This window comes from Catellatospora sp. NPDC049133, assembly GCF_040648455.1.
In the GTDB taxonomy this organism is placed as follows: Bacteria; Actinomycetota; Actinomycetes; order Mycobacteriales; family Micromonosporaceae; genus Catellatospora; species Catellatospora aurea.
In genome coordinates this window covers 37,614-62,197 of the sequence record NZ_JBEZDT010000015.1, presented here as the reverse complement: position 1 = coordinate 62,197, position 24,584 = coordinate 37,614, and the positions used below count along the sequence as shown (strand labels likewise).

The 24,584-nt window shown below is 71.0% G+C and carries 19 protein-coding genes; 5 read left to right on the top strand and 14 right to left on the bottom strand.

The genetic code is table 11. The features are described from left to right. The first annotated feature begins 219 nt into the window (after window positions 1-219). Entirely contained in the window at window positions 220-2,964 is a 2,745-nt protein-coding gene (locus AB0B35_RS18730) for a beta-L-arabinofuranosidase domain-containing protein (protein ID WP_361046811.1), read from the top strand. A gap of 179 nt (window positions 2,965-3,143) precedes the next feature. Here the strand turns inward: AB0B35_RS18730 and AB0B35_RS18725 are convergent, their stop codons facing one another. From AB0B35_RS18725 to AB0B35_RS18685, 9 genes are all read right to left on the bottom strand, one after another. Then, on the bottom strand, window positions 3,144-4,160 hold the full coding sequence (locus AB0B35_RS18725) for a LacI family DNA-binding transcriptional regulator (RefSeq protein WP_360532636.1): 1,017 nt from the start codon (window positions 4,158-4,160) through the stop codon (window positions 3,144-3,146). A 124-nt stretch (window positions 4,161-4,284) separates the two neighbouring features. Further along, window positions 4,285-5,787, bottom strand: coding sequence for an L-arabinose isomerase (gene araA / locus AB0B35_RS18720; RefSeq protein WP_361046808.1), 1,503 nt, complete (start codon window positions 5,785-5,787; stop codon window positions 4,285-4,287). A gap of 29 nt (window positions 5,788-5,816) precedes the next feature. After that, the gene (yjfF, locus tag AB0B35_RS18715) at window positions 5,817-6,806 is read right to left on the bottom strand and encodes a galactofuranose ABC transporter, permease protein YjfF (protein ID WP_361046805.1); all 990 of its coding nucleotides are present in this window, start codon (window positions 6,804-6,806) and stop codon (window positions 5,817-5,819) included. Further along, window positions 6,803-7,873, bottom strand: coding sequence for an ABC transporter permease (locus AB0B35_RS18710; RefSeq protein ID WP_361046802.1), 1,071 nt, complete (start codon window positions 7,871-7,873; stop codon window positions 6,803-6,805). The genes yjfF and AB0B35_RS18710 overlap by 4 nt, the downstream gene beginning before the upstream one ends. 67 nt (window positions 7,874-7,940) lie before the next feature. Then, entirely contained in the window at window positions 7,941-9,482 is a 1,542-nt protein-coding gene (locus tag AB0B35_RS18705) for a sugar ABC transporter ATP-binding protein (RefSeq protein WP_361046799.1), read from the bottom strand. Window positions 9,483-9,653: 171 nt separating this feature from the next. Next, entirely contained in the window at window positions 9,654-10,655 is a 1,002-nt protein-coding gene (locus tag AB0B35_RS18700; RefSeq protein ID WP_361046796.1) for an ABC transporter substrate-binding protein, read from the bottom strand. A 149-nt stretch (window positions 10,656-10,804) separates the two neighbouring features. Continuing rightward, entirely contained in the window at window positions 10,805-11,467 is a 663-nt protein-coding gene (locus AB0B35_RS18695) for an L-ribulose-5-phosphate 4-epimerase (RefSeq protein WP_361046794.1), read from the bottom strand. After that, complete coding sequence (gene araB / locus AB0B35_RS18690) at window positions 11,464-13,131, bottom strand: ribulokinase (RefSeq protein WP_361046791.1); 1,668 nt, start codon at window positions 13,129-13,131, stop codon at window positions 11,464-11,466. The genes AB0B35_RS18695 and araB overlap by 4 nt, the downstream gene beginning before the upstream one ends. Window positions 13,132-13,551: 420 nt before the next feature. Continuing rightward, entirely contained in the window at window positions 13,552-14,835 is a 1,284-nt protein-coding gene (locus tag AB0B35_RS18685) for an Ig-like domain-containing protein (RefSeq protein ID WP_361046789.1), read from the bottom strand. A gap of 321 nt (window positions 14,836-15,156) precedes the next feature. Here AB0B35_RS18685 and AB0B35_RS18680 point away from each other — a divergent pair, with 321 nt between their 5' ends. Then, entirely contained in the window at window positions 15,157-15,717 is a 561-nt protein-coding gene (locus AB0B35_RS18680; RefSeq protein WP_361046787.1) for an RICIN domain-containing protein, read from the top strand. A gap of 28 nt (window positions 15,718-15,745) precedes the next feature. Here AB0B35_RS18680 and AB0B35_RS18675 read toward each other — a convergent pair whose 3' ends face one another. The 3 genes from AB0B35_RS18675 to AB0B35_RS18665 all read right to left on the bottom strand — a co-directional run bounded on the left by AB0B35_RS18675 (window position 15,746) and on the right by AB0B35_RS18665 (window position 19,387). Continuing rightward, window positions 15,746-18,082: a tetratricopeptide repeat protein gene (locus AB0B35_RS18675; protein WP_361046785.1), complete on the bottom strand. Its 2,337-nt coding sequence runs from the start codon at window positions 18,080-18,082 to the stop codon at window positions 15,746-15,748. Window positions 18,083-18,198: 116 nt separating this feature from the next. Next, window positions 18,199-18,402 (bottom strand): hypothetical protein, encoded by a 204-nt coding sequence (locus AB0B35_RS18670; protein ID WP_361046783.1) that lies wholly within the window; start codon window positions 18,400-18,402, stop codon window positions 18,199-18,201. Window positions 18,403-18,490: 88 nt separating this feature from the next. Next, a complete protein-coding gene (locus tag AB0B35_RS18665; RefSeq protein WP_361046781.1) occupies window positions 18,491-19,387 on the bottom strand; it encodes an RNA polymerase sigma-70 factor in 897 nt (298 codons plus the stop codon). 182 nt (window positions 19,388-19,569) lie between these two features. Between AB0B35_RS18665 and AB0B35_RS18660 the strand changes: the two genes are divergently transcribed. Beyond that, complete coding sequence (locus tag AB0B35_RS18660) at window positions 19,570-19,956, top strand: DoxX family protein (RefSeq protein WP_361046779.1); 387 nt, start codon at window positions 19,570-19,572, stop codon at window positions 19,954-19,956. 30 nt (window positions 19,957-19,986) lie between these two features. On the opposite strand, the gene AB0B35_RS18655 is transcribed toward AB0B35_RS18660, so the two are convergent. Further along, a complete protein-coding gene (locus AB0B35_RS18655; RefSeq protein WP_203690483.1) occupies window positions 19,987-20,358 on the bottom strand; it encodes a hypothetical protein in 372 nt (123 codons plus the stop codon). Window positions 20,359-20,463: 105 nt separating this feature from the next. Between AB0B35_RS18655 and AB0B35_RS18650 the strand changes: the two genes are divergently transcribed. After that, complete coding sequence (locus AB0B35_RS18650) at window positions 20,464-21,429, top strand: hypothetical protein (protein ID WP_361046776.1); 966 nt, start codon at window positions 20,464-20,466, stop codon at window positions 21,427-21,429. Here AB0B35_RS18650 and AB0B35_RS18645 read toward each other — a convergent pair. Next, window positions 21,376-21,630 (bottom strand): hypothetical protein, encoded by a 255-nt coding sequence (locus tag AB0B35_RS18645; protein ID WP_361046773.1) that lies wholly within the window; start codon window positions 21,628-21,630, stop codon window positions 21,376-21,378. The two genes, AB0B35_RS18650 and AB0B35_RS18645, sit on opposite strands and share 54 nt — an antisense overlap. 272 nt (window positions 21,631-21,902) lie before the next feature. Here AB0B35_RS18645 and AB0B35_RS18640 point away from each other — a divergent pair, with 272 nt between their 5' ends. After that, complete coding sequence (locus AB0B35_RS18640) at window positions 21,903-24,560, top strand: ricin-type beta-trefoil lectin domain protein (RefSeq protein ID WP_361046771.1); 2,658 nt, start codon at window positions 21,903-21,905, stop codon at window positions 24,558-24,560. Window positions 24,561-24,584: the final 24 nt, after the last annotated feature.

Sequence of the window (24,584 nt, the reverse complement as noted above, 5' to 3'; positions counted from 1 at the left end):
GAACCCCGCGCCCACCAGCAACCCGACGGAAACATTTTCGGAACGTCTTGACGCCTCGATTGTTATCGGTCACATTCATGAGGCGGGATCGAGGGCGCGCGATATGACCGCTTCAACCTGCACTGCATGGCACCGTCCTGCCGTCCCGGCGTGCGTTACTGGATAGCCATGTGATCGGTCACGCCGCCCAGGTCCCTTCCTCCACGTCAAGGAGCTCCTATGTGGTCACCGTCCCTGTCCCGCCGCCGCCTGCTGCAGGCCGCCGGCGTCGCCACCGCGGCCGCGGCCGCGCCCGCCCTCACCGCCACCGAGGCCGCCGCCGCGGCGATCCCCCCGGCCCGCGCCGACCTCGGCGTCTCGGCCTACCCCTTCGATCTCTCGGAGGTGCGGCTCACCACCGGCCGCTGGCTCGACAACCAGAACCGCACGCTCAGTTACCTTCGGGACGTCAGCGTCGACCGGCTGCTCTACGTGTTCCGTGCCAACCACCGGCTGTCGACCAACGGGGCCGCGGCCACCGGCGGTTGGGAGGCCCCCACCTTCCCGTTCCGCAGCCACAGCCAGGGCCACTTCCTCACCGCGTGGGCGCAGGCCTGGGCCGTGCTCGGCGACACCACGTGCCGTGACAAGGCCACCCAGATGGTCGCCGCCCTGGCCGCCTGCCAGGCCAACAACTCGGCCGCCGGGTTCACCGCCGGATACTTGTCGGGCTTTCCCGAGTCCGACTTCACCGCCCTCGAAGCGGGCAACCTGACCAACGGCAACGTGCCGTACTACGCCCTGCACAAGACCCTGGCCGGCCTGCTGGACGTGTGGCGCCTGATCGGCAGCACCCAGGCCCGCGACGTCCTGCTGAGCTTCGCCGGCTGGGTCGACTGGCGCACCGGCCGGCTGAGCACCTCGCAGATGCAGTCCGTGCTGGGCCGGGAGTTCGGCGGCATGAACGCCGTGCTGGCCGACCTCTACCAGCAGACCGGCGACTCCCGCTGGCTCACCGTCGCGCAGCGCTTCGACCACGCCGCGGTCTTCAACCCCCTGGCCGCCAACCAGGATTCGCTGAACGGCCTGCACGCCAACACCCAGGTGCCCAAGTGGATCGGCGCGGCCCGCGAGTACAAGGCGACCGGCACCACCCGCTACCGCGACATCGCGGCCAACGCCTGGAACATCACCGTCAACGCGCACACCTACGCCATCGGCGGCAACAGCCAGGCCGAGCACTTCCGCGCCCCCAACGCCATCGCCGCGTACCTGAACACCGACACGGCCGAGGCCTGCAACACGTACAACATGCTCAAGCTGACCCGGGAGCTGTGGCTGCTCAACCCCGACAACGCCGCGTACTTCGACTTCTACGAGCGCGCGCTGCTCAACCACCTCATCGGCCAGCAGAACCCGGCCGACAGCCACGGGCACTTCACGTACTTCACCCCGCTGAACCCGGGCGGCCGCCGCGGCGTGGGCCCGGCCTGGGGCGGCGGCACGTGGAGCACCGACTACACCACGTTCTGGTGCTGCCAGGGCACCGGCATCGAGACCAACACGAAGCTGGCCGACTCGATCTACTTCTACAACGGCACCACGCTGACCGTGAACCTGTACACGCCATCGGTGCTGACCTGGGCCTCTCGCGGCATCACCGTCACCCAGACCACCACGTACCCGGTCAGCGACACCACGACGCTCACGGTGACCGGCAGCGTGAGCGGCTCGTGGTCGATGCGGCTGCGCATCCCGTCCTGGACCACCGGGGCCACCGTAAGCGTCAACGGCACCGTGCAGAGCGTCACCACGACGCCCGGCACGTACGCCACCCTGACCCGGTCCTGGACCTCAGGCGACGTGGTGACCGTCAAGCTGCCCATGCGGGTGGTCATGCGGGCGGCCAACGACAACGCCAACGTCTCCGCGGTCACCTACGGCCCGGTCGTGCTCGCCGGCAACTACGGCAACACCAGCCTGTCCGCGCTGCCCAGCCTGACCACCAGCACGGTGACCCGCACCAGCACCAGTTCACTGGCGTTCACCGCCACCGCCAACGGGGCCACGGTCAACCTCGCGCCCTTCCATGACGCCCACGGCTACAACTACACCGTCTACTGGAACGCCTCCGGCCAGGGCGGCACCACCGGCGGTGCGGTGTTCCGGCTGGCCAACGCGGCCAGCGGGCTGGTCCTCGGGGTGCAGAACATGTCCACGGCCGACGGCGGGCTCGCCGTGCAGTGGGCCGACAACGGCACCGCCGACCACAACTGGGAGCTCATCGTCGACGGCTCGGCGCTGCGGCTGCGCAACGCCAACAGCGGCAAGGTCCTCGGCGTGGAGAACATGTCCACCGCCGACAACGCCCGCGTCATGCAGTGGGCCGACAACGGCACCGCCGACCACCGCTGGACGGTCGTCGACAACGGCGACGGCTCCCACAAGCTGCGCAACGTGCACACCGGCAAGCTGCTGGCGATCCTCAGCGGCTCCACCGCCCAGGGCGCGCAGGCGGTGCAGGACCCCGACAACGGCACCGCCGACAACCTCTGGCGCTTCGTGCCCGAAGGTGCGCGGCGTATCCAGAACGTCGCCTCCGGCCTGGTGCTGGGCGTGCAGAACATGTCCACCGCCGATGGGGGCCTGGTGCTGCAGTGGGGCGACACCGGCACCGCCGACCACCTCTGGACCGCGATCGTCGACACCGGCGGCTACCTGCGCCTGCGCAACGGCAACAGCGCCAAGGTGCTCGGCGTGGAGGGTATGTCCACCGCCACCGGAGCCCGGATCATGCAGTGGGCCGACAACGGCACCGCCGACCACCGCTGGCGCCTGCGCCACGCCTCGAACGGCACCTTCCGCATCCAGTGCGCCAACGGCGGCAAGGTTCTAGCCGTCACCGGCAGCTCAACGTCCCAGGGCGCCCAGATCGTCACCGCCGACGACTCCACCGCCACCGACCGCCTCTGGCGCTTCCTCTGACCGTCCTCCGGCTCCACCCGCTCCGCCGACCCGGCGCACACCGCCGGGTCGGCCTTTGTCTTGATCCTTCGACCTGCCAGGCAGATGGGTGAACAGCCTCGCAAGATACGCACGGATGCCAGGCAGGTCGGATGGTCAAGGAGGGGACGCGGCCTGGCGGGTGAGGTTCTGGTGGAGGGTCAGGCGGGTGGGCCGCTGCTGGCGCGGACCATGAGGGTCGGGGCGACGCGGGGGTGCGGCGGCGCGTCGGGGGTGTCGTGGGCGTCGAGGAGGTCCAGCAGGGCGGCCAGGCAGCGGCGGCCGACCTCGTCGAAGTCCTGGCGCACCGTGGTCAGGGGCGGGGACAGGTACTCGGCCTCGGGAATGTCGTCGAAGCCGACGACGCTGACGTCCTCCGGCACCCGGATGCCGCGTTCGTGCAGCGCCCGCAGCATGCCCAGGGCCTGCTGGTCGTTGGCGCAGAACACCGCCGTGACGTCGGAGCCAATCCGGTGCCCGGCCTCGTAGCCCGAGCGTGGGCTCCAGTCGCCCACGATCGCCGCCGGGACGCGGCGACCCGCGGCCTCCAGGGCCTGCCGCCAGCCGTCGACGCGGTCGCGGGCCTCCAGCCAGTCCTTCGGCCCGGTCAGGTGCCACACCGTCTCGTGGCCGAGTTCGAGTAGGTGCTCCACGGCCAGCCGGGCCCCGGCGACCTGGTCGACGGAGATGGTCGGCAGGTCCCCGGCGGTGTCGGATTCGACGACCACGGCGGGTACCCCGGTCGGCAGGCTGTGCGCCGCCGCGGCCGCCGTCAGCAGCGGCGCGATGATGACGACTCCGGCCACGGACTGCTCGGTGAGCCGGTTGACCGCCTCGGTGACGCCCGCACGGTCGAGCTTCTCCAACGCCACGATGCTGATGCCGTATCCCGCGTGCCGGGCCGCCCGTTCGACGCCGAGCAGGGTCGCGGCGGGGCCGTACAGGATGGTGTCGAAGCTGACCACGCCGATGACCCGGGAACGCCGCCCGGCCAGGCCGCGGGCCAGCGCATTGGGCCGGTAGTTGAGCTGCCGGACGGCCACCAGCACCCGTTCGCGGGTCTCGTCGCGCACGCTCGGGTGGTTGTTGAGCACCCGGGACACGGTCTGGTGCGAGACCCCGGCGAGGCGGGCGACGTCGTTCATCACCGCGGCGCGGGCGGCCGGCTGCTGGCTCATGGCTGCTGCTCCCCTGACGGCACATCGTATCGCATGTTGATCAACTTTCGTCGCGGACGGCCGACAGGTCGACGGATGCGCACACCCTCGCCGGGTGGGCGCATCCGTCGTCTGCGGGGCGGGGTCAGAATCCTCGGGCCAGCCGGTAGTAGGCCTGGTTCCAGCGGATCTCGTCGGCGAAGCGGCGGGTGGTGGTGTCCGCGTCGATCACGACGAGCTCGGTGCGCGCCATCTCGGCCAGGTCGTGCAGCTCCTCGACGCCCACGGCCTGGGACAGCACGGTGTGGTGCGGAGCCCCGGCGGTGATCCACGCCTCGGCGGAGCCGGCCAGCGACGGCCGGGGACGCCAGACCGCGCGGGCGACCGGCAGCTTCGGCAGCGGCTGCGGCGGGGCCACGACGTCGATCTCGTTGGCGACCAGCCGGAACCGCTCGCCCATGTCGGCCAGGCCCATGACCACGGCGGGGCCGGGCTGGGCGTCGAAGACCAGCCGGACCGGGTCTTCGCGCCCGCCGATGCTCAGCGGGTGGATCTCCACGTTCGGGGTGTCGGCCGCGATGGTCGGGCAGACCTCCAGCATGTGCGCGCCGAGCACCAGTTCCTGGCCCGGGGTGAGGTCGTAGGTGTAGTCCTCCATGAACGAGGTGCCGCCGGACGTGCCGACCGACATCGCCTTCAACGTGCGGACCAGCACAGACGTCTTCCAGTCGCCCTCGCCGCCGAAGCCGTAGCCGTCGGCCATCAGCCGCTGCACCGCGATGCCGGGCAGCTGCCGCAGGCCGCCCAGGTCCTCGAAATTGGTGGTGAACGCGCGGAAGCCGCCCGCTTCCAGGAAGTTGCGCAGGCCGGCCTCGATGCGGGCGGCGTAGCGCAGCGAGTCGTGGCGCTCACCGCCCGGACGCAGCTCGGGGGCGACACGGAAGGTGTCGTCGTACACCTTGACCAGCTCGTCGATCTGCGCGTCGGCGACCGCCCCTACGGCGTCGACCAGGTCGTTGACGCCGTAGGTGTTGACCGAGACGCCGAAGCGCAGCTCGGCCTCGACCTTGTCGCCCTCGGTCACCGCCACGTCGCGCATGTTGTCGCCGAAGCGGGCCAGGCGCAGCGAGCGCATCGCCGACCAGCCGATCGCCGCGCGGGTCCACGCGCCGACCCGGGCGACCACCCGCGGGTCGGACACGTGGCCGGCGACGGTCTTGCGGGCGACCCCGAGCCGGGTCTGGATGTACCCGAACTCGCGGTCGCCGTGCGCGGCCTGGTTGAGATTCATGAAGTCCATATCGATCTCGTCCCAGGGCAGCAGCACGTTCGCCTGGGTGTGCAGGTGCAACAGCGGCGTGGTCAACGCATCCAGCCCGGAGATCCACATCTTCGCCGGGGAGAAGGTGTGCATCCAGGCGATGACCCCGACGGCGCCCTGTGCGGCGGCCTCCCGGCACACCTGCAGGATCTCGCCGCTGGAGGTCAGGACGGGCTTCCAGACCACCCGCGCCGGGATGCCCGGCGACTCGTCGAGGATGCGGGCGATCTCCCGGGACTGGCCGGCGACCTGGCGCAGGGTCTCTTCGCCGTACATGCCCTGGCTGCCGGTGAGGAACCAGACCTCGGGCTGGGGATGCGTTGTCATGTGCTTGCCTTCCGCGATACGGGTCGGGGTTACTTCTTGCGGATGCCGATGAGGCGTTGGAGCAGGATGAACGCGAACAGCAACCCACCGATCACGATCTTGGTCCACCACGAGTTGAGGCTGCCGTCGAAGGTGATGAGGGTCTTGATCACGCCGAGGACGAGCACCCCGAGCACGGTCCCGAAGACGTACCCGGAGCCGCCGGTGAGCACCGTGCCGCCGATGACGACCGCGGCGATGACGTCGAGCTCCATGCCGACGGCGATCAGCGGGGCGCCGGACAGCGTGTAGAACGACAGCAGGATCCCGCCGATCGCCGAGCACAGGCCGCTGATGACGTACACCGCGATCTTCGTCCGGCCGACGGGCAGGCCCATCAGCAGCGCCGACTGCTGGTTGCCGCCGAGGGCGTAGACGTTGCGGCCCAGCCGGGTGTACGCCAGCACGAACGCGCCCACGAGCACGACCACGAACGCGACCAGCACGCTGATCGACACGAAGTTGCCCTTCGGGTCACCGATGCGTTCCTGGGCCATGGCGGTCCAGAACGGATCCGTGATCGGGATCGACTCCTTGCTGATGAAGGTGCACATGCCCCGGGCGAAGAACATGCCGGCCAGGGTCACGATGAACGGCTGGATGTCGAAGAAGTGGATGACGCAGCCCATCAGCAGGCCCAGCGTCGGCCCGACGAGCAGCGCGACGACCAGCACCGCCGCCGGATGCGTACCACCTTGCAGCAGCGACGCCGACATCATCGCCGTCATCGCGACGACCGAGCCGACGGACAGGTCGATGCCGCCGGTGAGGATCACGAACGTCATGCCGACCGCGACGACCAGCAGGAAGCCGTTGTCGATGAAGACGTTGAAGACGACCTGGATGTTGGAGAAGGCGCGGTACTGCGAGACGCCGACGCCGTACATGACCAGCAGCAGGGTGAGCGTGGCCAGCACCGGCACGTACCGCTGCGGGATGCGCCACCAGTCGCGGGTGGGGGTGAGCGAGCTCGTGGTCATGCCGGCACCTGCTCCTTGCTCTGGTCGGCCGCCGTCGGCGCGGCGGGCGCGGCGGGTCGCCGGCGCGCGAACCTGGCCCGGAACGCGGGGGCCTGGACGAGGCAGACGATGATCACGACCACGGCCTTGAACAGCAGCGACGTCTGCGGTGAGATGTTCATCGCGTACACGGTGGTGGTCAGGGTCTGGATGAGCAGCGCGCCGAGGATGGTGCCGCTGAGCGAGAACCGCCCCCCGGCCAGCGACGTGCCGCCGATCACGACGGCGAGGATCGCGTCGAGTTCGATCCACAGGCCGGCCGCGTTGCCGTCGGCGCTGGACACGTTCGCGGTGACCATGAACCCGGCGATGCCGGCGCACACCGCGCTGATGACGTACACCAGGAACGTGATGCGGGCCGAGCGGATGCCGGCCAGCCGGCTGGCCTCGGCGTTGCCGCCGACCGCCTCGATGATCATGCCGAGCGCGGTGCGACGGGTCACCGCGGCGACCAGCAGCGCGACGCCCGCCGCGATGAAGATGGCCAGCGGCAGCGTGAGCAGGTAGCCGACGCCGACGGACTTGTACGGCTCGGAGTTGATGGTGATGATCTGGCCCTCGGTGATCAGCTGGGCGAGGCCGCGCCCGGCCACCATCAGGATCAGTGTGGCGATGATCGGCTGGATGCCGATGATCGAGACGAGCGCACCGTTCCAAGCGCCGAGCAGCAGCGACAGCCCGATGCCCAGCGCCAGCGCGACCAGCACGCCGCTCAGGGCGTTCTGGTCCGGCTGTTGACTGATGTGCAGGCAGGCGATCGCGCCGCTGATCGCGCACATCGAGCCGACCGACAGGTCGATGCCACCGGTGGCGATGACCAGCGTCATGCCGAGCCCGACCAGGATCAGCGGAGCGGCCAGCCGCAGGATGTCGACGAGGCTGCCGTAGAGGTGCCCGTCCTTCATCTCGACCGACAGGAAGCCGGGCCGGTAGATCGTATTGGCCACCAGCAGCGCCACCAGCGCGACCGCGGGCCAGAACAGCGAGTGGGCGGTGACGGCGTCCCACCGTGCCTTCGAATTGCTCATGCCCTCTCCTCGCTTCGCTCGTCGACGGCATATGCCCTGAGCCTGCTGATTCGCTCGCTGCGCTCGCTCATGCTTCCGGCCCTTCGTGGTGCGTGCCGCTGGCGATGGTCTGCATGACGCGGTCGGCGTCCACCGTGTGATCGTTGGCCAGCTCGGTGACCAGCTGCCGGTCCCGCATGACCACGATCTTGTGGCTGAGGCGCAGCACCTCCTCCAGCTCGGCGGAGATGAACAGCACCGCCATGCCCCCGTCGGACAGCTGCACCACCAGCTTCTGGATCTCGGCCTTCGCACCGACGTCGATGCCCCGGGTGGGCTCGTCGAGGATCAGCAGCCGCGGCTCGGTGATCAGCCACCGGGCCAGCAGCACCTTCTGCTGGTTGCCGCCGGACAGGTTGCGCACCGGGATCTCGGGATCAGCGGGGCGGATGCTCAGCGCCTTGACGTACTTGTCGACCAGCTCGTCCTGGCGGCGGCGCGGAACGGGGCGCAGCCAGCCGCGCGCGGCCTGCATCGCGAGGATGATGTTCTCGCGCACGCTCAGCTCGCCGACCAGGCCCTCGGTGCGCCGGTTCTCGGAGCAGAACGCGATGTCGTGGCCGATCGCGGCGATCGGGTTGCGCAGCGACGCCGGTTTGCCGTCGACGGCGGTCCGGCCGTGGTCGGCCCGGTCCGCGCCGAACAGCAGGCGGGCCACCTCGGTGCGGCCGGAGCCGAGCAGCCCGGCCAGCCCGACGACCTCGCCGGCGTGGATGGTCAGGCTGAACGGCGCCACCGATCCCTTGCGGCCCAGCTCCTCGGCCTGCAGGAACGGCGTGCTCGCCTCCAGCGCGGCGAGGTCGCGTTTGGACTGCTCGTCCAGGCTCTCCAGCACGTCGAGTTCCTTGCCGATCATCTTCTCGACCAGGGCGAGCTGCGGCAGCTCGGCGGTCGGGTACTCCCCCACCAGGCGGCCGTTGCGCAGCACCGTGATCCGGTCGGCGATGCCGTAGACCTGGTCGAGGAAGTGCGTCACGAAGATGATCGCGATGCCCTCGTCGCGCAGCTGGCGCATGATGCGGAACAGCTGCTCCACCTCGGTCGCGTCGAGGCTGGAGGTGGGCTCGTCGAGGATGAGCACCCGGGCCTGGATGTCGATGGCGCGGGCGATGGCGACCATCTGCTGCACGGCCAGCGAGTACGTGCCGAGCAGCTGGGTCACGTCGATGTGCAGGTCGAGCCGGGCCAGCAGGTCGCGGGCCCGGCGACGCATCTCGCCCCAGCGGATCGCGGCGAGGGTGCGCGGCTCGCGGCCGATGAAGATGTTCTCCGCCACCGACAGGTTGGCGCAGAGGTTGACCTCCTGGTAGACGGTGCTCACCCCGGCGGCCGCGGCCTGCATCGGGCCGGTGAACGACACCTGCTGCCCGGCCAGCTCGATGTCGCCCGCGTCGTGGGCGTACACACCGGTCAGCACCTTGATCAGGGTGGACTTGCCGGCGCCGTTCTCGCCCATGAGGGCGTGCACCTCGCCGGGAAACAGCCGGAAGTCGACGCCGTCGAGCGCGCGCACCCCCGGGAAGGACTTGCTGATGGCGGTCATCGTCAGGACCGGTTGCCTACCCGACATCCCATCCGACCTTTCGCTGAGTACTGGGTAAGGGGTCGCCGCGGCCGGCCGCCGAGGGTCGGCACCGTGGCGAGGACGTCGGCCGGACGCGGTGTGCCCCGCCGATCCGGCTCCGTCTGCGGTGATGGAGGACGGGGCCGCCGCACGGCGTGCGGCGGCCCCGGGTGCGGATCAGTACTTGCGGTTCGGCAGTGCCGCCTTGGCCTGCTCCGGAGTGAAGGTGCCTTCCTCGGTCTCGATGCGCTGGGGAATGGTCTCCCCGGCCTTGACCTTCTTGACCAGGTCCATCAGCTGGGGCCCGAGCAGCGGGCTGCACTCCGCGATGAAGTTGAACTTGCCGTCGGCCAGGGCCTGCATGCCGTCCTTGACCGCGTCGATTGTGATGATCTTGATGTCCTTGCCCGGCACCTTGCCCGCGGCGGTGATCGCCTCGAGCGCACCCAGGCCCATGTCGTCGTTGTGCGCGAACAGCACGTCGATCTTCGGGTTGGCCTTCAGGAACTGCTCCATGACGGCCTTGCCGCCGGCGCGGGTGAACTCACCGGTCTGCGACGCGATGATCTTCAGGTTCGGGTTGGCGGCGATGGCGTCGCCGAAGCCCTTCTTGCGGTCGTTGGCCGGGGCCGAACCCGTGGTGCCCTGCAGCTCCACGATGTTGACCGGGCCGGTCGCCGCCTTCATCTCGTTGACCAGCCACTCACCGGACAGGCGGCCTTCCTTGACGAAGTCCGAGCCGATGAACGTCTTGTACAGCGACTTGTCCGCCGAGTCCACCGAGCGGTCGGTCAGGATGACCGGGATGCCGGCGTCCTTGGCCTCCTTGAGCACGGTGTCCCAACCCGACGACACCACCGGCGAGAAGGCGATGACGTCGACCTTCTGCTGGATGAAGTTGCGGATCGCGGTGATCTGGTTCTCCTGCTTGCCCTGCGCGTCGTCGAACTTCAGCTCGATGCCGGCCGCCGTCGCGGACTCCTTGATCGAGTTGGTGTTCGCGGTGCGCCAGCCGCTCTCGGCGCCGACCTGCGAGAAGCCGAGCGTCAGCTTGCCGTCGTCGGCCGGCTGCTCGCCGGTGTCGCTGTTGCCGCACGCGGCCATACCGGTCGCGAGCAGAGTTGCGGTCAGCACCGCGACGGCGCGGCGTCGCGTGATGGCCTTGCCCATGGTGAGCATGCGATCTCCTTGGATGAGGATGGGCCTACCCCCGCACGCCGTGTGGGACGCCGGCGCGCGGCCTTCACTGTGGAGCTGGTGGAGCGGTGATGCTGCGGTGAGAGGATCGGGGGTGGTGCGACCGCCGGGTGCCGAATCCCGGCGGACATCTAGCGGCCGGCCTGGCCGTACACGTTCTGGTAGCGGTCGTAGAGGGAATCCACGTCGGCCTGCGCCATCGGCAGCGGCTGCCCGAGCACCCTGGCCAGGTGCGCGGTGCGCGCGACGTCCTCGCACATCACCGCGGCCTTGACCGCGGCGCGGGCGTCCTTGCCGATGGTGAACACCCCGTGGTTGCGCATCAGCACCGCGGGCGAGCGGTGCCCGGTCAGCGTCTCCACGATGCCCTTGCCGATGTCGTCGCCGCCGATCAGCGCGAACGGCCCGATCGGGATCTCCCCGCCGAACTCGTCGGCCTGCGCCGTCAGGTGGCATGCGATCGCCTCACCTCGCGCCGCCCAGGCGGTGGCGTACGTGCTGTGCGTGTGCACCACACCGCCCACCTCAGGCATGGCCCGGTAGACGTAGGCGTGCGCCGCGGTGTCGCTCGACGGCGACAGGTCGCCCTCGACGACCACCCCGTCCAGGTCACAGACGATCATGTTGTCCGCGCTGAGGTCGTCGTAGGACACCCCGCTCGGCTTGATGACCATCAGCTCCCGCCCCGGCACCCGCGCCGACACGTTCCCGGAGGTCCAGGCCACCAGCTGGTATCGGGTCAGCTCGGCGTGCAGCGACGCCACGGTCTGCCGCAGCTCGGCCATGACGCTCATGCCGCAACCCCCAGCGCTACGGTCGGCTCGTCGGCCGAGTGCTGGTGGGCGGCGTTGCGGATGGCGCGCAGGCGCAGCATGACGTCGTTCGCGCCGCGTCCGAAGTGGTCGTGCAGCAGCGCGTACTCGGCGTAGAGCGCGTCGTAGGCGCGGGCGCGGTCCGGGTCGGGCTGGTAGACGCCCCGCTCGACGCGGCCCATCGCGTCCGACGCCTCGTGCACGTCGGCGTACGCCCCGGCGGCGACCGCGGCGTGGATCGCCGAGCCCAGCGCCGGGCCCTGCGCCGAGCCGATGATGCTCAGCGGCCGGCCGGTCACGTCGGCGTAGATCTGCATCAGCAGCCGGTTCGTGGTCAGGCCGCCCGCGACGACCAGCTCGGTGACCGGCACCCCCGCCGCCGCGAACGCCTCGATGATCATGCGGGTGCCGTACGCGGTCGACTCCAGCAGCGCCCGGTAGACGTCCGCCGGGCGCGTGGCCAGGGTCATGCCGACGATCAGGCCGCTCAGGTCGTGGTTGACCAGCAGCGAGCGGTTGCCGTTCCACCAGTCCAGCGCGATCAGCCCGTGCGCGCCGACCGGCTGCGCCGCGGCGAGCTCGGACAGCCGCTCGTGCGAGTCGAAGCCCGCCGGGGCCGCGTGGTCGACGAACCAGCCGAAGATGTCACCGACGCCGCTCTGCCCGGCCTCGTAGCCCCAGGCGCCAGCGCTGATGCCGCCGTCGACGACGCCGCACATGCCCGACACCTCCGCGGGCACGGTGCCGTTGACGACGTGGCAGGTCGAGGTGCCCATGATGGCGACCAGCCGGCCCGGGTCGAGGGCCTGCGCGGCGGCGGCGGTGACGTGCGCGTCGACGTTGCCGACCGCGACCGCGATGCCCTCCGGCAGCCCCGTCCACGCGGCGGCCTCGGCAGTGAGCGAGCCGGCCCGGCCGCCCAGCGGCAGCAGCGGACCGTCCAGCTTGGCCACGAAGTCGGCGAAGCCCGGGTTGAGCGCGGCGAGGTAGTCCTTCGACGGGTACGCCCCGTCCTGGAAGATGCCCTTGTAACCGGCGGTGCAGACGTTGCGGGTCTCGACCCCGCACAGCTGCCAGATGATCCAGTCCGCGGCCTCGATCCAGCGCTGCGCCCGGTCGTAGATCTCCGGGTCCTCTTCGAGCAGCTGCAGGCCCTTGGCGTACTGCCACTCCGCCGAGATCTTGCCGCCGTAGCGGCCGATCCACGGCTCCCCGCGCTCGTGGGCCAGGGCGTTGACGCGGTCGGCGTGCGGCTGCGCGGCGTGGTGCTTCCACAGCTTCACCCACGCGTGCGGGCGGTGGCGCAGTTCCGGCAGCTCGCACAGCGGCGTGCCGTCGGCCAGCGCCGGCAGCACCGTGCAGGCGGTGAAGTCGGTGCCGATGCCGATCACGTCGGCCGGGTCGACGCCCGCCGCGGCCAGCGCCGCCGGGACCGCGTTACGCAGCACGTCGCGGTAGTCGTCGGGGTCCTGCAGCGCCCAGTCCGGCGGCAGCGGCGCGCCGGATGCGGCGAGCACGCCGTCCATGACGCCGTGGCGGTACTCGTGCACCGCCGTGCCGACCTCGGCGCCGTCGCTGACGCGGACCACCAGGGCCCGGCCGGACAGCGTGCCGTAGTCGACACCGACGACGTACCGGTCGCTCATGTCTTCCTCCGCTCGGTTGCTGGCACACAGTGTTAGCGCTCACATCAAGAGGCGTCAAGACATGCCCTCGCAACAGATACGTAACGGCCGCTGACGCTGAGCGGCCCAAGAACTTGCGCAACTCGGGATGCAGACGACATGGCCGGGTCCAGCCGGTTTCCGGCTTCCCTTGACGGCAACCTATGTGTGCGTTAACACTATCGCTGCAATTCGAGTCCGGAACCGAGCCGGATCGAGTCCGCGGACTTGCCGCACGCCCGGTACGCGGCGGCAGCTCGACGGCGGGCGGGGGTGGCACTTCATGCGGTGAGAGCGGCACCCCCGCCCGCTCCATCCCGCGACCGTCCGGCATGGACGATCGCGGGCAGGCTCACGCCCGCAGGCCCCGGTCGGGACCTACGGGAGGAGGGAGAGCACCGGTCAGGCGGCCGGCGAAGGCGACGCGTCCGGCGAGGGCGACGCACCCGGCGACGGCTCGTACGGGATCGCACTGCCCTTGACGTACTCGTCCCAGGGCTTGTCGAAGTCGGTCCAGCCGTTGCCGTACTGCAGCTTGCGCGGCGTGCCCTTGGTGATGACCGGATCGCCGATCATCGTCTGCTCGAACAGCCACTTCGCGTCGGCGGTGGACATGTTGACGCAGCCGTGCGAGACGTTGCGCACGCCCTGGTCCTTCACCGACCACGGGGCCGCGTGGATGAACTCTCCACCCCAGGTCAGCCGCTGGGCGTAGACGATGTTCGTCCGGTAGCGGTTGTTCGGGTTGGGGTCGCTGGTCGTGTCGAACACCGTCTTGGCGAGCCGCTCGATGATCACCGTGGTGCCGCTCGACGAGGGCATGCTCGCCCGGCCGAGGCTGACCTTGATGGTGCGCACGGTGACGCCGTCCTTGACGACCTTCATCACCTTCGGCTTGGCCTTGTCGTCGATCGTCATCACCAGCGAACGGCCGATGGAGCAGGTCAGCGTCGAGTTGCGCGCACCGAAGAACCCGTCGCCCAGGGGCAGCCCGCCCGCGCGCACGTCGACGAACACCTTCGTGCCCGCCTGCCAGAACTCCCGGGGCCGCCAGTGCAACTCGTCATCGGTGTACCAGGTCCAGATGCCCTCCTGCACGGGCGTGGTCTGCACCAGCAGCCGCCGCTGCAGCGCCGCCCGCTGGGCCTGGGGAATCTTGCGACTGAGCCGGAAGATCAGCGGCATGCCGACGCCGACCACGGCGCCGTCGGGCAGGAAGCTGACGACCCGGACGGTCTTGTCCGGCTGGGCCATCGTCGTGAACGTCGACGTGGCCGTGGCGGGCCGCCCGTCGTCACCGGTCGCGGTGACCGTGACGGTGTAGGCCGTCCCGTACGCCAGCGCCTTGGCCGGCAGCCAGCCCTTGCCGTCGGGGTGCATCTCGCCCGGCACGTCCGCCCCGGCCGCGTCCTTGAGCACGACCTGCGTCGAGACGGCGTCGGTCGCGGCGAACACGATCTCGGCGGAGGCGGGGACCTCGGTCGCCGCGGTGGCGGGTTCGGTGATGGTGACCTTGGCCTTGGGTGGCGGGGCGTCCGGGCTCTGACCGCCGGACGGCGCGGTCCCGGACGGGCCCTTGCCGCCGGTGCAGGCGGCCAGGCCGATCGCGGTGCCCGTCAGGCCGAGCGCGGCCAGGGCGGACCGGCGCGTCAGCGGGCCCAGGTCGGTGCGGGGGAAGGAGGGCATGCGTTCCTCACCAGCTAGTACGGGGCGGACGTCGGCCCGCGGGTGGAGCGGGCAGGCGTCGACGATCCCGGCCAACTGTACGCGGCGGTACGCGAGGGATGCTCACGACGGCAGCGCCCGCCCGCGTCGCGGCGGCCGCGGCACCCCGCTCCGCGGGTCGCGCACCGTCCGGTCGTGTCCGGTGTCCGCTGCCCGGACGCACCCCGGTGAGCTGCTCCTTCACCGCGAGCCGCGACCGTCCTGTCCGGACGGACGGATCGCGCCGCCGCGGCGGTGGCACGGTCATCTCACGACATCCGAGCCGAACAGAAGGAGACACGGATGAACATCCGGCAGAGGCTGGCCACCCTCGTCGTGACCGCCGCCGTCGCGGTGGCGACCGGCCTGGCGTCCGCCGGGCCCGCGAGCGCGGCGCCCACGGGGCAGGACAACCAGACCATGGGGGTCGGGGTCTTCGAGCAGATCCGCAACGAGTACTCGTACAAGTGCCTGATCCCGAAGGGCAACTCCAGCAACCACAACGCCCCGATCGTGCAGCGCAGCTGCGAGAACCGGCCGCACCACCGCTGGGCGCTGTTCCCGACCAGCAACGGGTACTACTGGATCGTCAACCAGGGCAGCGGCCTGTGCCTCGACCTCGCGGCCAACAGCGAGGACGAGGTGCAGATCGGCACCCGGGTGCAGCAGTTCACCTGCAACGCGGCGTACACCAGCGAGGAGTGGACGCCGATCTCGTACTTCGGCACCGGGCGCTACCTGTACCAGAACAAGGTCAAGGGCCTGTGCCTGGACGTGCTGGGACGCTCCACCGGCAACGACGTCCCGCTGCAGGTCATCGAGTGCAAGCTGTACGAGCCCGCGCAGCAGTTCTACTACCAGTGAGAACGGTCCCGCCCGGCGGGGCGTCGCCTCAGGCGGCGTCCAGCCGGGCGCGTACCGCGTGGGCGTTCTCGTGGCCGATCCGGTCGAGGATCTCCCACGCCTCCTCCAGCGCCGCCCGCGCGGCGGCCCGGTCCCCGGCAGCGAGCCGGGTCTCCGCGAGGTTCCGCAGCGTGGCCGCCGTGCCGAAGCGGTCGCCGTCGGCCCGGAACATCTCCAGCGCCCGCTCGTAACACGACACGGCGGCAATGAGGTCCCCGAGGTGGTGATGCGCGTGACCGAGGCTGTCCAGGGTGTCCGCGACGCCCTGCGGGTCGGCGACCTGCTGCAGCCGCTCCAGCGCCCGCCGGCAGTGGACGACCGCCTGGCGGTGGTCGCCGAGCAGGCCGAGCTGCCAGCCCACCGCGTTGAGGGTGTACGCCTCCCCCGCCGTGTTGCCCGACGCGGTGAACAGCTCCAGCGCGCGCCGCGAGTGCTCCAGCGCCTCCCGGTGCCGGTGCGCCCGCTCCAGGGTCTGGCCGAGGTTCAGAAACGTCTGGGCCAGCCCGTCGGTGTCACCGAGATCGGTGAAGTCGTCCAGGGCCTGCTTGAGCTGCCCGTGGGACTCGTCGTGGCGGCCCAGCCGGGAGCAGACCCGGGCCAGGTCGCGGTGCGTGTGCGCCTGCCCGGCGAGATCGCCGTCCCGCTCGGCCGCGCTCAGCACCAGCTCCTCGATCTCGTGCCACTGCGCCCACCTCGCCCGCCGGTCCAGGTGACCGGACAGGCACCAGGCGAGCTGCCAGGCGTGCCGGCCGAATCCGGTGGCACACGCCTGCCTGATCTCGGCCGCCAGCACGCCCAGCTCCGCGTCGAACCAGGCCTGGGCGGCCCTGCCGTCGGCCAGTGCCACGGCCGTCACGCCGTCGCCGCACGCTCCGAGGGTGATGTCGCTGAACGGCGGGTGCAGCAGGACCGCCGCGCGGTGCGCGGTGTGCAGGTAATGGTCGAGCAACCGCCGTGTGGCCGCGCGCCGGTCGGCGGCGCTGTCGGCGTCGTGCGCCAGCTCGCGGGCGTACGCCCGCACCAGGTCGTGCATCGCGTACCGGCCGGGACGGTGCTCGGTGAGCAGGCCCGCATCACCCAACCCGGCCAGCAGCCGCCGCGCCGAGCCGATCGGCACGTCCACGAGACTCGCCGCCGCCACGGGTGTGATGTCGCCACCCGCGGCCAGGCCCAGCAGGCGCAGCGCTCGCGCCGCCGGCGCGTCGAGGGTGCGATACGACCAGGAGAAGACGGCGCGCACGTCGGTGGCCTCGTCGCCGGTCCGCAGCGCCTCCAGCTCCCCCGGTTCCTCCCGCAGCTCCCGGGCCAGCTCCGCCAGCGACAGCGCGGGCTGCAGCGCCACCCGGCACGCCGCGACGCTCAGCGCCAGCGGCAGCCGCGCACAGGCCAGCACGATCCCGTCGGCGGCTTCGCGTTCGGCGTGCAGCCGCTGCTCACCGATGCGCGACGCGAGCAGGTCCGCAGACTCCTCCGTGCTGAGCGGTGCCAGGTGCAGCATCTGCGCGGCCTGCGCCACGACCAGCCCAGCCAGGCGGCTGCGGCTGGTCACCACGGCCTGGCAGCCGGGCCCGCTCGGCAGCAGCGACCGCACCTGCTCCGCGTCCCGGGCGTTGTCGAGCACCACCAGCACCCGCCGGTTCGCCAGCAGGCTGCGGTACAGCACGAGCTGCGCGTCGGGGCTGGTCGGCAGCCGGTCCGGCGGCACGCCGAGCGCTTCCAGGAAGCCGCGCGTCGCCTCGGCCGCCGGCATGACCGCCCCGGAGGGCTCGAATCCGCGCAGGTCGACGTAGAGCTGACCGTCCGGGAACCGGGGCGCGGCCTGGTGTGCCCACTGCACGGCCAGGGACGTCTTGCCGATGCCCGGCGGCCCCGAGATGATCACCGGATCGGCTGCCGCGGTCAGCGCGGCCAGTTCGGCCTCACGGCCCACGAAGGTGCGCGGCCGGGGCGGCAGCCCGCGCGGCGTGGCCTGATCCGGCTCGGCCGCGTCCGGGCCGCCGGGCGCGGACACCTCGCTCAGCAGCTGCTCGACCGCCGTGTGCCGCCGCCGCCAGTACTCCTCGACCCCGAACTTTCCGGACAGGTGCGCGGCCCGCCCGTGCTGCCCCGCGTACGCATGGCAACGGGCCACCACCGCGCGGATGACCCGCCAGTCCGGCAGGCGCTCGACGCGCCCGTTGAGGATCGCCCCGAGTTGGCTCTTGCCCAACCCCACCTCGGTCGCCAGCGTGCGCAGGCTCGGCCCGCCCGCCTGCTCTCGCAGGTGGCGCAGGTCGTCGCAGAGGCGGCCGAGCAGTTCCTGGCCGGCACCGCCCGAGACCGTCATCGTTCCCCCCGTATCGATGGCTGTCTCCAGCCTAGGGACCCCGCCGGGCCGCGCTTATCCGCGATCGGACGGTGTCGCTCTGCCGACATCGCCCTCGTTGGCACGGATAACGGCGGCTATGCGCCCGTTCTGCCGAGCGCCGCCGCCACGGCCTGCCGCAGCGTCGCGGGCGGGCGGCCGAGCACCCGCGCCAGATCACCCGTCTGCCGTTCGAGCGCTCCCGACTGGGCCAGCCCCATCAGGAAGCCCATCGGCCCGGGGACCGGCTCGGCAGCCTCGTGATACTGGACCTCTCTGCCCGCGACGTCGCCGAAGGTCACCGCGAGCCTGTCGTCCGACGATCGGACTCAGCCAACACCGGCCGGGACGGGGAATGCCACTGATTTTCGGCCGCCCGGCCGCAGACTCTCAGCGGCTCAGGGTGGTCTCCTGCGCCACTCGCGACAGCTTCTCCGGGTTGCGCACGACGTAGAGCCCGGACACGGCACCGCCCTCGATCCGTGCGGCGACGACGCTGTCGACCTGCCCGCCGAGCCGCATGAGCAGCGCCGGACACCCGTTGATCTGCACCGGATCGAACGTCACCAGTGCGCCGACCTTCTTCCAGCCCGCGACCAGCAGGCGGGCGACCTTGTCCGCCCCGACGACGGGCCGGAGCACGGCCTGGCGGACTCCACCTCCGTCGCTCAGGACCACCACGTCCGGGGCGAGCACGTCGAGCAGGCTCTGCATGTCGCCCGTCTCGACCGCTCGGTGGAAGGCGGCCAGGACGGCCCGTGTCTGCGCCGGGGACGCGGCCTCGCGTGGCCTGCGGGCGGCGACGTGCGCCCGTGCCCGGTGGGCGATCTGCCGAATCGTGGCGGGGCTCTTGCCGACGGCGTCGGCGATCTCGTCGTACCCCAGATCGAAGACCTCGCGCAGCACGAACACCGCCCGCTCGGTCGGCCCGAGCGTCTCCAGCACCAGCAGCATCGCCATCGAGACGCTGTCGGCGAGTTCGACGTCCTCGGCCACGTCCGGCGTGGTCAGCAGCGGTTCGGGCAGCCAGGGCCCGATGTAGGACTCCTTGCGCCGGCTGAGGGTGCGCAGGCGGCCGAGCGCCTGCCGGGTGGCGATCCTGACCAGGTACGCGCGCGGGTCGCGCACCTGCTCGAACGCGACGCCCGCCCAGCGCAGCCACGTCTCCTGGAGGACGTCCTCCGCGTCGGCCGCCGAGCCGAGCATCTCGTACGCGACGGTGAAGAGCAGATTGCGGTGGGCGACGAACGCCTCGGTCGCCGTGCCCATGCTGCCTGCCTCGCTCATCGGTGGCCCCTTCCAGCGGTCCCACCACAAGACGCCGGCCAGGGGCCTGGTGCGACAGATCCGGTCCGTGACGCGCGTCACCGCACGGCGCTGTCACAGCCGTCGCGGCACCGGCATCCCTTGTTCGAACACCAGCCCGCAGGGCCGAAGCCCTGTCGCCCCAGGACATCAAGGAGAACCCGATGAACCTCGCACTGTGGATCGTCACGGGACTGCTCGCGACCGCCTACCTCTTCGGCGGAGCCGGCAAGCTGATCATGCCCAAGGAGCGGATCGGGGCCTTCGGGCCCAGCTCGAAGTGGGTCGAAGACTTCAGCCCCGGCGCCGTCAAGGCGATCGGCGCGCTGGAGGTTTTGGCGGCAGCAGGCCTGATCCTCCCGGCCGTGCTCGACATCGCGCCGGTGCTGGTGCCGCTCGCCGCGCTCGGCCTGATGGTCGTCATGACCGGTGCCGCGATCACCCGCATCCGGCGTCGCGAGTACCGGTACATGCTGGTGGACCTGGTCTATCTGGCGCTGACCGGGTTCGTCGCGTGGGGGCGCTTCGGGCCCGAATCCTTCCTGGGCTGAACCGGCGGCCTGCCGGATGCCCCTTGTGGGTCAGCGGAACCCGTCGCGCAGGCGGCGGAAGAAGCCGCCCTCCATCGGCAGCGGCGCGGCCGGCGGCGGGGCCTCCCGGCGCTGGCGGGCGATCGGCTGGTCGTAGTCGGTGCGCGCGATGGCGTCGATGACCTGCTCCTCGGTGAAGTCCTCGGAGCCGGGGATGTGCGGGACGAACCCGACCAGCATCCCGTCGCGCAGCACCTGCGCCTCCAGGCCCGCGGTGCCGTCGGTGTCCCACAGCGCCTCGCGGCCGTCAGGCAGCGCGATCCGGACACCGACCTTGCGGTGGCCGCCGCCGAGGGACAGGTGCGCGGGGACCCCGCGGTCACGCAGACGGTCCACCACTCGCCGGGCTCGGTTCTCGTCCATGCGCCCACGGTAACCAGCCACGCTGGGCAGATGCTGGGAACCACGCCGAGGCCTCGGGGCACGGCCGCGTGGACAGACCGCGCTGTGCTTCCTACGCTGGCGGGCATGACCGGTGGCGCTTCGGTGATCGACTGGCTGCTCGACGCGGATCCCGCGATCAGGTGGCAGGTGATGCGCGATCTGCTCGACACCCCGCAGCCGCAGTGGGCGGCCGAGCGCGCGGCGGTCGAGACGAGCGGCTGGGGGGCGAGACTGCTCGGCCTGGCCGATGACGACGGGCAGTGGGCGGGTGGCGCGTTCGCTCCACGCGGATTCGACTCGCGCGAGTGGCACGAGGTCGGGCAGCCGTGGACGGCCACCTCGTTCACGCTGCAGCAACTGCGGGAGTTCGGCCTCGACCCCGGCTCGAAGGCGGCTGCCCGCACCGTCGCGCTGATCGGCGCCCACTCGCGCTGGGACCACGACGGCCAGCCCTATTGGGAAGGCGAGGTCGAGGAGTGCATCAACGGCCGGACCCTCGCCGACGGCGCGTACTTCGGGGCCGACGTCTCCGGGATAGCGGAACGGCTCGTCGGCGAGCGTCTTGCCGACGGCGGGTGGAACTGCGAGCGGCAGAACGGCTCGCTCCGCTCGTCCTTCCACAGCACCATCAACGTGCTGGAAGGGCTGCTGGAGTTCGAGCGGGCCACCGGCGGCACCCCGCAGACCCGCTCGGCGCGCGCCTCGGGCGAGGAGTATCTGCTGGCACGTGGCCTGTTCCGCCGCCTGAGCACCGGCGAACCGGCCGACGAGCAGTTTCTGAGTCTCACGTATCCGCACCGCTGGCACTACGACGTGCTGCGAGGGCTGGACCACTTCCGTGCCGCCGCCGTGCTGACCGGCGCGACGCCCGACCCGAGGCTGGGCGACGCGGTCGCCTACCTGCGCTCACGGCGGCTGCCGGACGGCACGTGGCCCCTCGACAGCAGGCTGCGCGGCCGGGTCTGGTTCGAGCTGGACGACGGGCCGGGCAAGCCGTCACGCTGGGTGACCCTGCGGGCGATGCGGGTGCTCGCCTGGTGGGACCGGTGACGGGCGCGGCTTGCCGCCGTAGGGCTTCTTCTTCTTGACGACCACGCGCTCGTCCTCGTCGTCGCAGCTGGTCCGGACGGCCTCGTTGCCGTCGTCGCCGCTGTAGGAGGCCACCCACCGGTAGGCGCCCGGCACTCGGGGCCGGAACGCGTCCGAGCGGTAGCGGCCGTTGCCGTCGACGTCGACCGAGGTCGTGAACACCGGCGTCCGGGAGCAGGTCTTGTCGCCGGGGCCGTACAGCTCGAAGGTGATCGAGCCGGTCGGCGCGGCACCGCCGGCCAGGGTGGCGGTGCCGACTGAACACGGCCGCGATCCGCCCGCCGAGTGTTTCCCGGCGATGACCAGACCTTGACAGTCATATATCTATACGAGTATCAATTAGCTGCAAAAAACGTTATAGAGCCGTCCCGCTCCACACCACGACGAGGCTTTCGGCGACCTCGTCAGGCCCGGTAACGATCCTGGGAGACCCCATGCACCCAGCACGTCATCGACGGCGCCTGCGCACTGCCGTCCTCCACGGCGCCCTCGGCATCCTCACCGTCCTCGGCGGCCTCGCCGCCGCCGCTGCTCCGGCCGCGGCCGCCCCCGCCCAGCCGTCCCCGCTGACCACTCCGTGGACCGGCCAGGCGCTCAACGGCACCCCGCTGCCGGAGTACCCGCGCCCGCAGATGACCCGCCCCGACTGGCTGAACCTCAACGGCGAGTGGCAACTGGGCCAATCCACCACCAACGGCGCGCCTGTGTTCGGCCAGAACCTGCCCGAGCGGGTCAACGTGCCGTTCCCGGTCGAGTCCGCGCTGTCGGGCATCAAGCGCCCCGCCAACGACACCCGCTACTACCTGACCTACCGGCGCACCTTCACCGTGCCCGCCGGCTGGGCGGGCCGCCGCGTGCAGCTGCACTTCGGCGCGGTCGACTGGCGCACCACGGTATGGGTCAACGGCGTGCAGGTCGGCACCCACACCGGCGGCTACGACCGGTTCGAGTTCGACGTCACCGCGCAGCTCAACGGCGGCACCAACGAGCTGGTCGTGCGGGTCTTCGACCCGACCGACTCCGGCGCGGAGGGCAGCAACCCGGCGCGCGGCAAGCAGGTCCGCAACCCCGGCGGCATCTTCTACATCCCCACGTCGGGCATCTGGCAGACGGTGTGGATGGAGCCGACGCCGACCTCGTCGATCTACAGCGCCGACCTCTACGCCAACCTGAGCAACAACACCCTGCGGATCAAGGTGTTCACCCGCGGCGACGTGACCGGTCACTCGGTGTACGCGGAGGCGCTGAACGGCACCACCGTCGTGGGCACCGCCACCGGCGGCTTCACCGAGTTCACCGTGCCGGTGCCGAGCGCCCGCCGCTGGTCGCCCGACGACCCGTTCCTGTACAACCTGCGGCTGTCGCTGCGCAACAGCTCGGGCGCGACCGTCGACCAGACCGTGCACTACTTCGGTATGCGCGAGGTCGGCAAGGCCGTGCTCAACGGCAAGCTGATGCCGACCCTCAACGGCCAGTTCGTGATGCACAACGGCACCCTCGACCAGGGTTTCTGGCCGGACGGCCTGTACACCGCGCCGACCGACGCGGCGCTGGCCGGCGACCTGCAGAAGATCAAGGACCTCGGCTTCAACATGGTCCGCAAGCACATCAAGGTCGAGCCGCAGCGCTGGTTCTACCACGCCGACCGCCTCGGCCTGCTGGTCTGGCAGGACATGCCGAGCAAGGGCGACCCGGGCAGCGCCGCCCAGCAGGCGCAGTGGGAGACCGAGCTGCGCGAGCTGGTCGACGAGCACCGCTCGTCGCCCGCCGTCGTGGTGTACGTGCCGTTCAACGAGGGCTGGGGCGAGTGGAACCTCGCCGACACGGCCCGGATCGCGCAGAACGTCAAGAACCAGGACCCGACCCGGCTGGTCAACCCGCACAGCGGCTACAACTGCTGCAACTCCAAGGGCGACCCCGGCAACGGCGACATCATGGACTGGCACGTCTACGTCGGCCCGGACTCCCCGACCCCGACGGCCACCCGCGTGGCGACGCTCGGCGAGTACGGCGGCATGGGTCTGCGCACGCCCGGCCACGAGTACAGCCCGAACGGCAACTTCGGGGCGTACGAGATGCACACCAGCACCCAGTCCATCACGGACCGCTTCGTGGGGCTGATCAACTCGTCGACGAACCTGATGTACACCCGGGGCCTGTCCGGATTGGTCTACACGCAGCCGTTCGACGTCGAGGGCGAGGTCAACGGCTTCTGGACGTACGACCGGCAGGTGCTGAAGTTCGACGCGGCCCGGGTGCGGGCCGCCAACCAGGGCATCATCGCCGCGTCCAAGGCGCTCAACACGAGCCCGCCGCCCGGCCAGCGCATCATCGGCCCCGGCGGCAAATGCGTCGACGTCGCCGCCGACGACACCGGCGGCAACGGCGCGGCCGTGCAGCTGTGGGACTGCCAGGCGACCTCCGGCGACCAGCGCTGGACCTGGAACGGCAACACGCTGCGCACCCTGGGCCGCTGCATGGACGCCACCGGCAACGGCACCGCCAACGGCACCCTCATCCAGCTGTGGGACTGCAACGGCGGCGGTGCCCAGCAGTGGGTGCAGCAGGCCAACGGCTCGCTGCGCAACCCGCAGTCCAACCGCTGCCTCGACTCGCCCAGCGGCTCCACCGCCAACGGCACACGGCTGCAGCTCTACGACTGCAACAACAGCGTGGCGCAGGTGTTCCGGGTCGGCGGCGGCTCCACCACGGCGAGCGACATCATCGGTCCCGGTGGCAAGTGCGTCGACGTCGCCGCCGACGACACCGGCGGCAACGGCGCGGCGGTCCAGCTGTGGGACTGCCAGTCCTTCGCGGTGGACCAGAAGTGGGCCTGGGACACCACCACCCTGCGCACGCTGGGCCGCTGCATGGACGCCACCGGCAACGGCACCGCCAACGGCACGCTCATCCAGCTGTGGGACTGCAACGGCGGCGGTGCCCAGCAGTGGATCCCGCAGGCCAACGGCTCGCTGCGCAACCCGCAGTCCAACCGCTGCCTCGACTCCCCGAACGGCTCCACCGCCAACGGCGTGCGGCTGCAACTGTGGGACTGCAACGGCAGCCCCGCGCAGCAGTTCCTGAAGCAGTAACGAATCCGGTGGTGGCGGTGCTTT

Bases quoted from the DNA above. Each gene is read 5' to 3' on its own strand.
- AB0B35_RS18700 (WP_361046796.1), bottom strand. From the start codon at position 10,655: ATGCTCACCATGGGCAAGGCCATCACGCGACGCCGCGCCGTCGCGGTG.
- AB0B35_RS18680 (WP_361046787.1), top strand. From the start codon at position 15,157: ATGAACATCCGGCAGAGGCTGGCCACCCTCGTCGTGACCGCCGCCGTC.
- AB0B35_RS18650 (WP_361046776.1), top strand. From the start codon at position 20,464: ATGACCGGTGGCGCTTCGGTGATCGACTGGCTGCTCGACGCGGATCCC.
- AB0B35_RS18660 (WP_361046779.1), top strand. From the start codon at position 19,570: ATGAACCTCGCACTGTGGATCGTCACGGGACTGCTCGCGACCGCCTAC.
- araB (WP_361046791.1), bottom strand. From the start codon at position 13,131: ATGAGCGACCGGTACGTCGTCGGTGTCGACTACGGCACGCTGTCCGGC.
- AB0B35_RS18675 (WP_361046785.1), bottom strand. From the start codon at position 18,082: ATGACGGTCTCGGGCGGTGCCGGCCAGGAACTGCTCGGCCGCCTCTGC.
- yjfF (WP_361046805.1), bottom strand. From the start codon at position 6,806: ATGACCACGAGCTCGCTCACCCCCACCCGCGACTGGTGGCGCATCCCG.
- AB0B35_RS18640 (WP_361046771.1), top strand. From the start codon at position 21,903: ATGCACCCAGCACGTCATCGACGGCGCCTGCGCACTGCCGTCCTCCAC.
- AB0B35_RS18655 (WP_203690483.1), bottom strand. From the start codon at position 20,358: ATGGACGAGAACCGAGCCCGGCGAGTGGTGGACCGTCTGCGTGACCGC.
- AB0B35_RS18705 (WP_361046799.1), bottom strand. From the start codon at position 9,482: ATGTCGGGTAGGCAACCGGTCCTGACGATGACCGCCATCAGCAAGTCC.
- AB0B35_RS18710 (WP_361046802.1), bottom strand. From the start codon at position 7,873: ATGAGCAATTCGAAGGCACGGTGGGACGCCGTCACCGCCCACTCGCTG.
- AB0B35_RS18665 (WP_361046781.1), bottom strand. From the start codon at position 19,387: ATGAGCGAGGCAGGCAGCATGGGCACGGCGACCGAGGCGTTCGTCGCC.
- AB0B35_RS18730 (WP_361046811.1), top strand. From the start codon at position 220: ATGTGGTCACCGTCCCTGTCCCGCCGCCGCCTGCTGCAGGCCGCCGGC.
- AB0B35_RS18695 (WP_361046794.1), bottom strand. From the start codon at position 11,467: ATGAGCGTCATGGCCGAGCTGCGGCAGACCGTGGCGTCGCTGCACGCC.
- AB0B35_RS18685 (WP_361046789.1), bottom strand. From the start codon at position 14,835: ATGCCCTCCTTCCCCCGCACCGACCTGGGCCCGCTGACGCGCCGGTCC.
- araA (WP_361046808.1), bottom strand. From the start codon at position 5,787: ATGACAACGCATCCCCAGCCCGAGGTCTGGTTCCTCACCGGCAGCCAG.
- AB0B35_RS18725 (WP_360532636.1), bottom strand. From the start codon at position 4,160: ATGAGCCAGCAGCCGGCCGCCCGCGCCGCGGTGATGAACGACGTCGCC.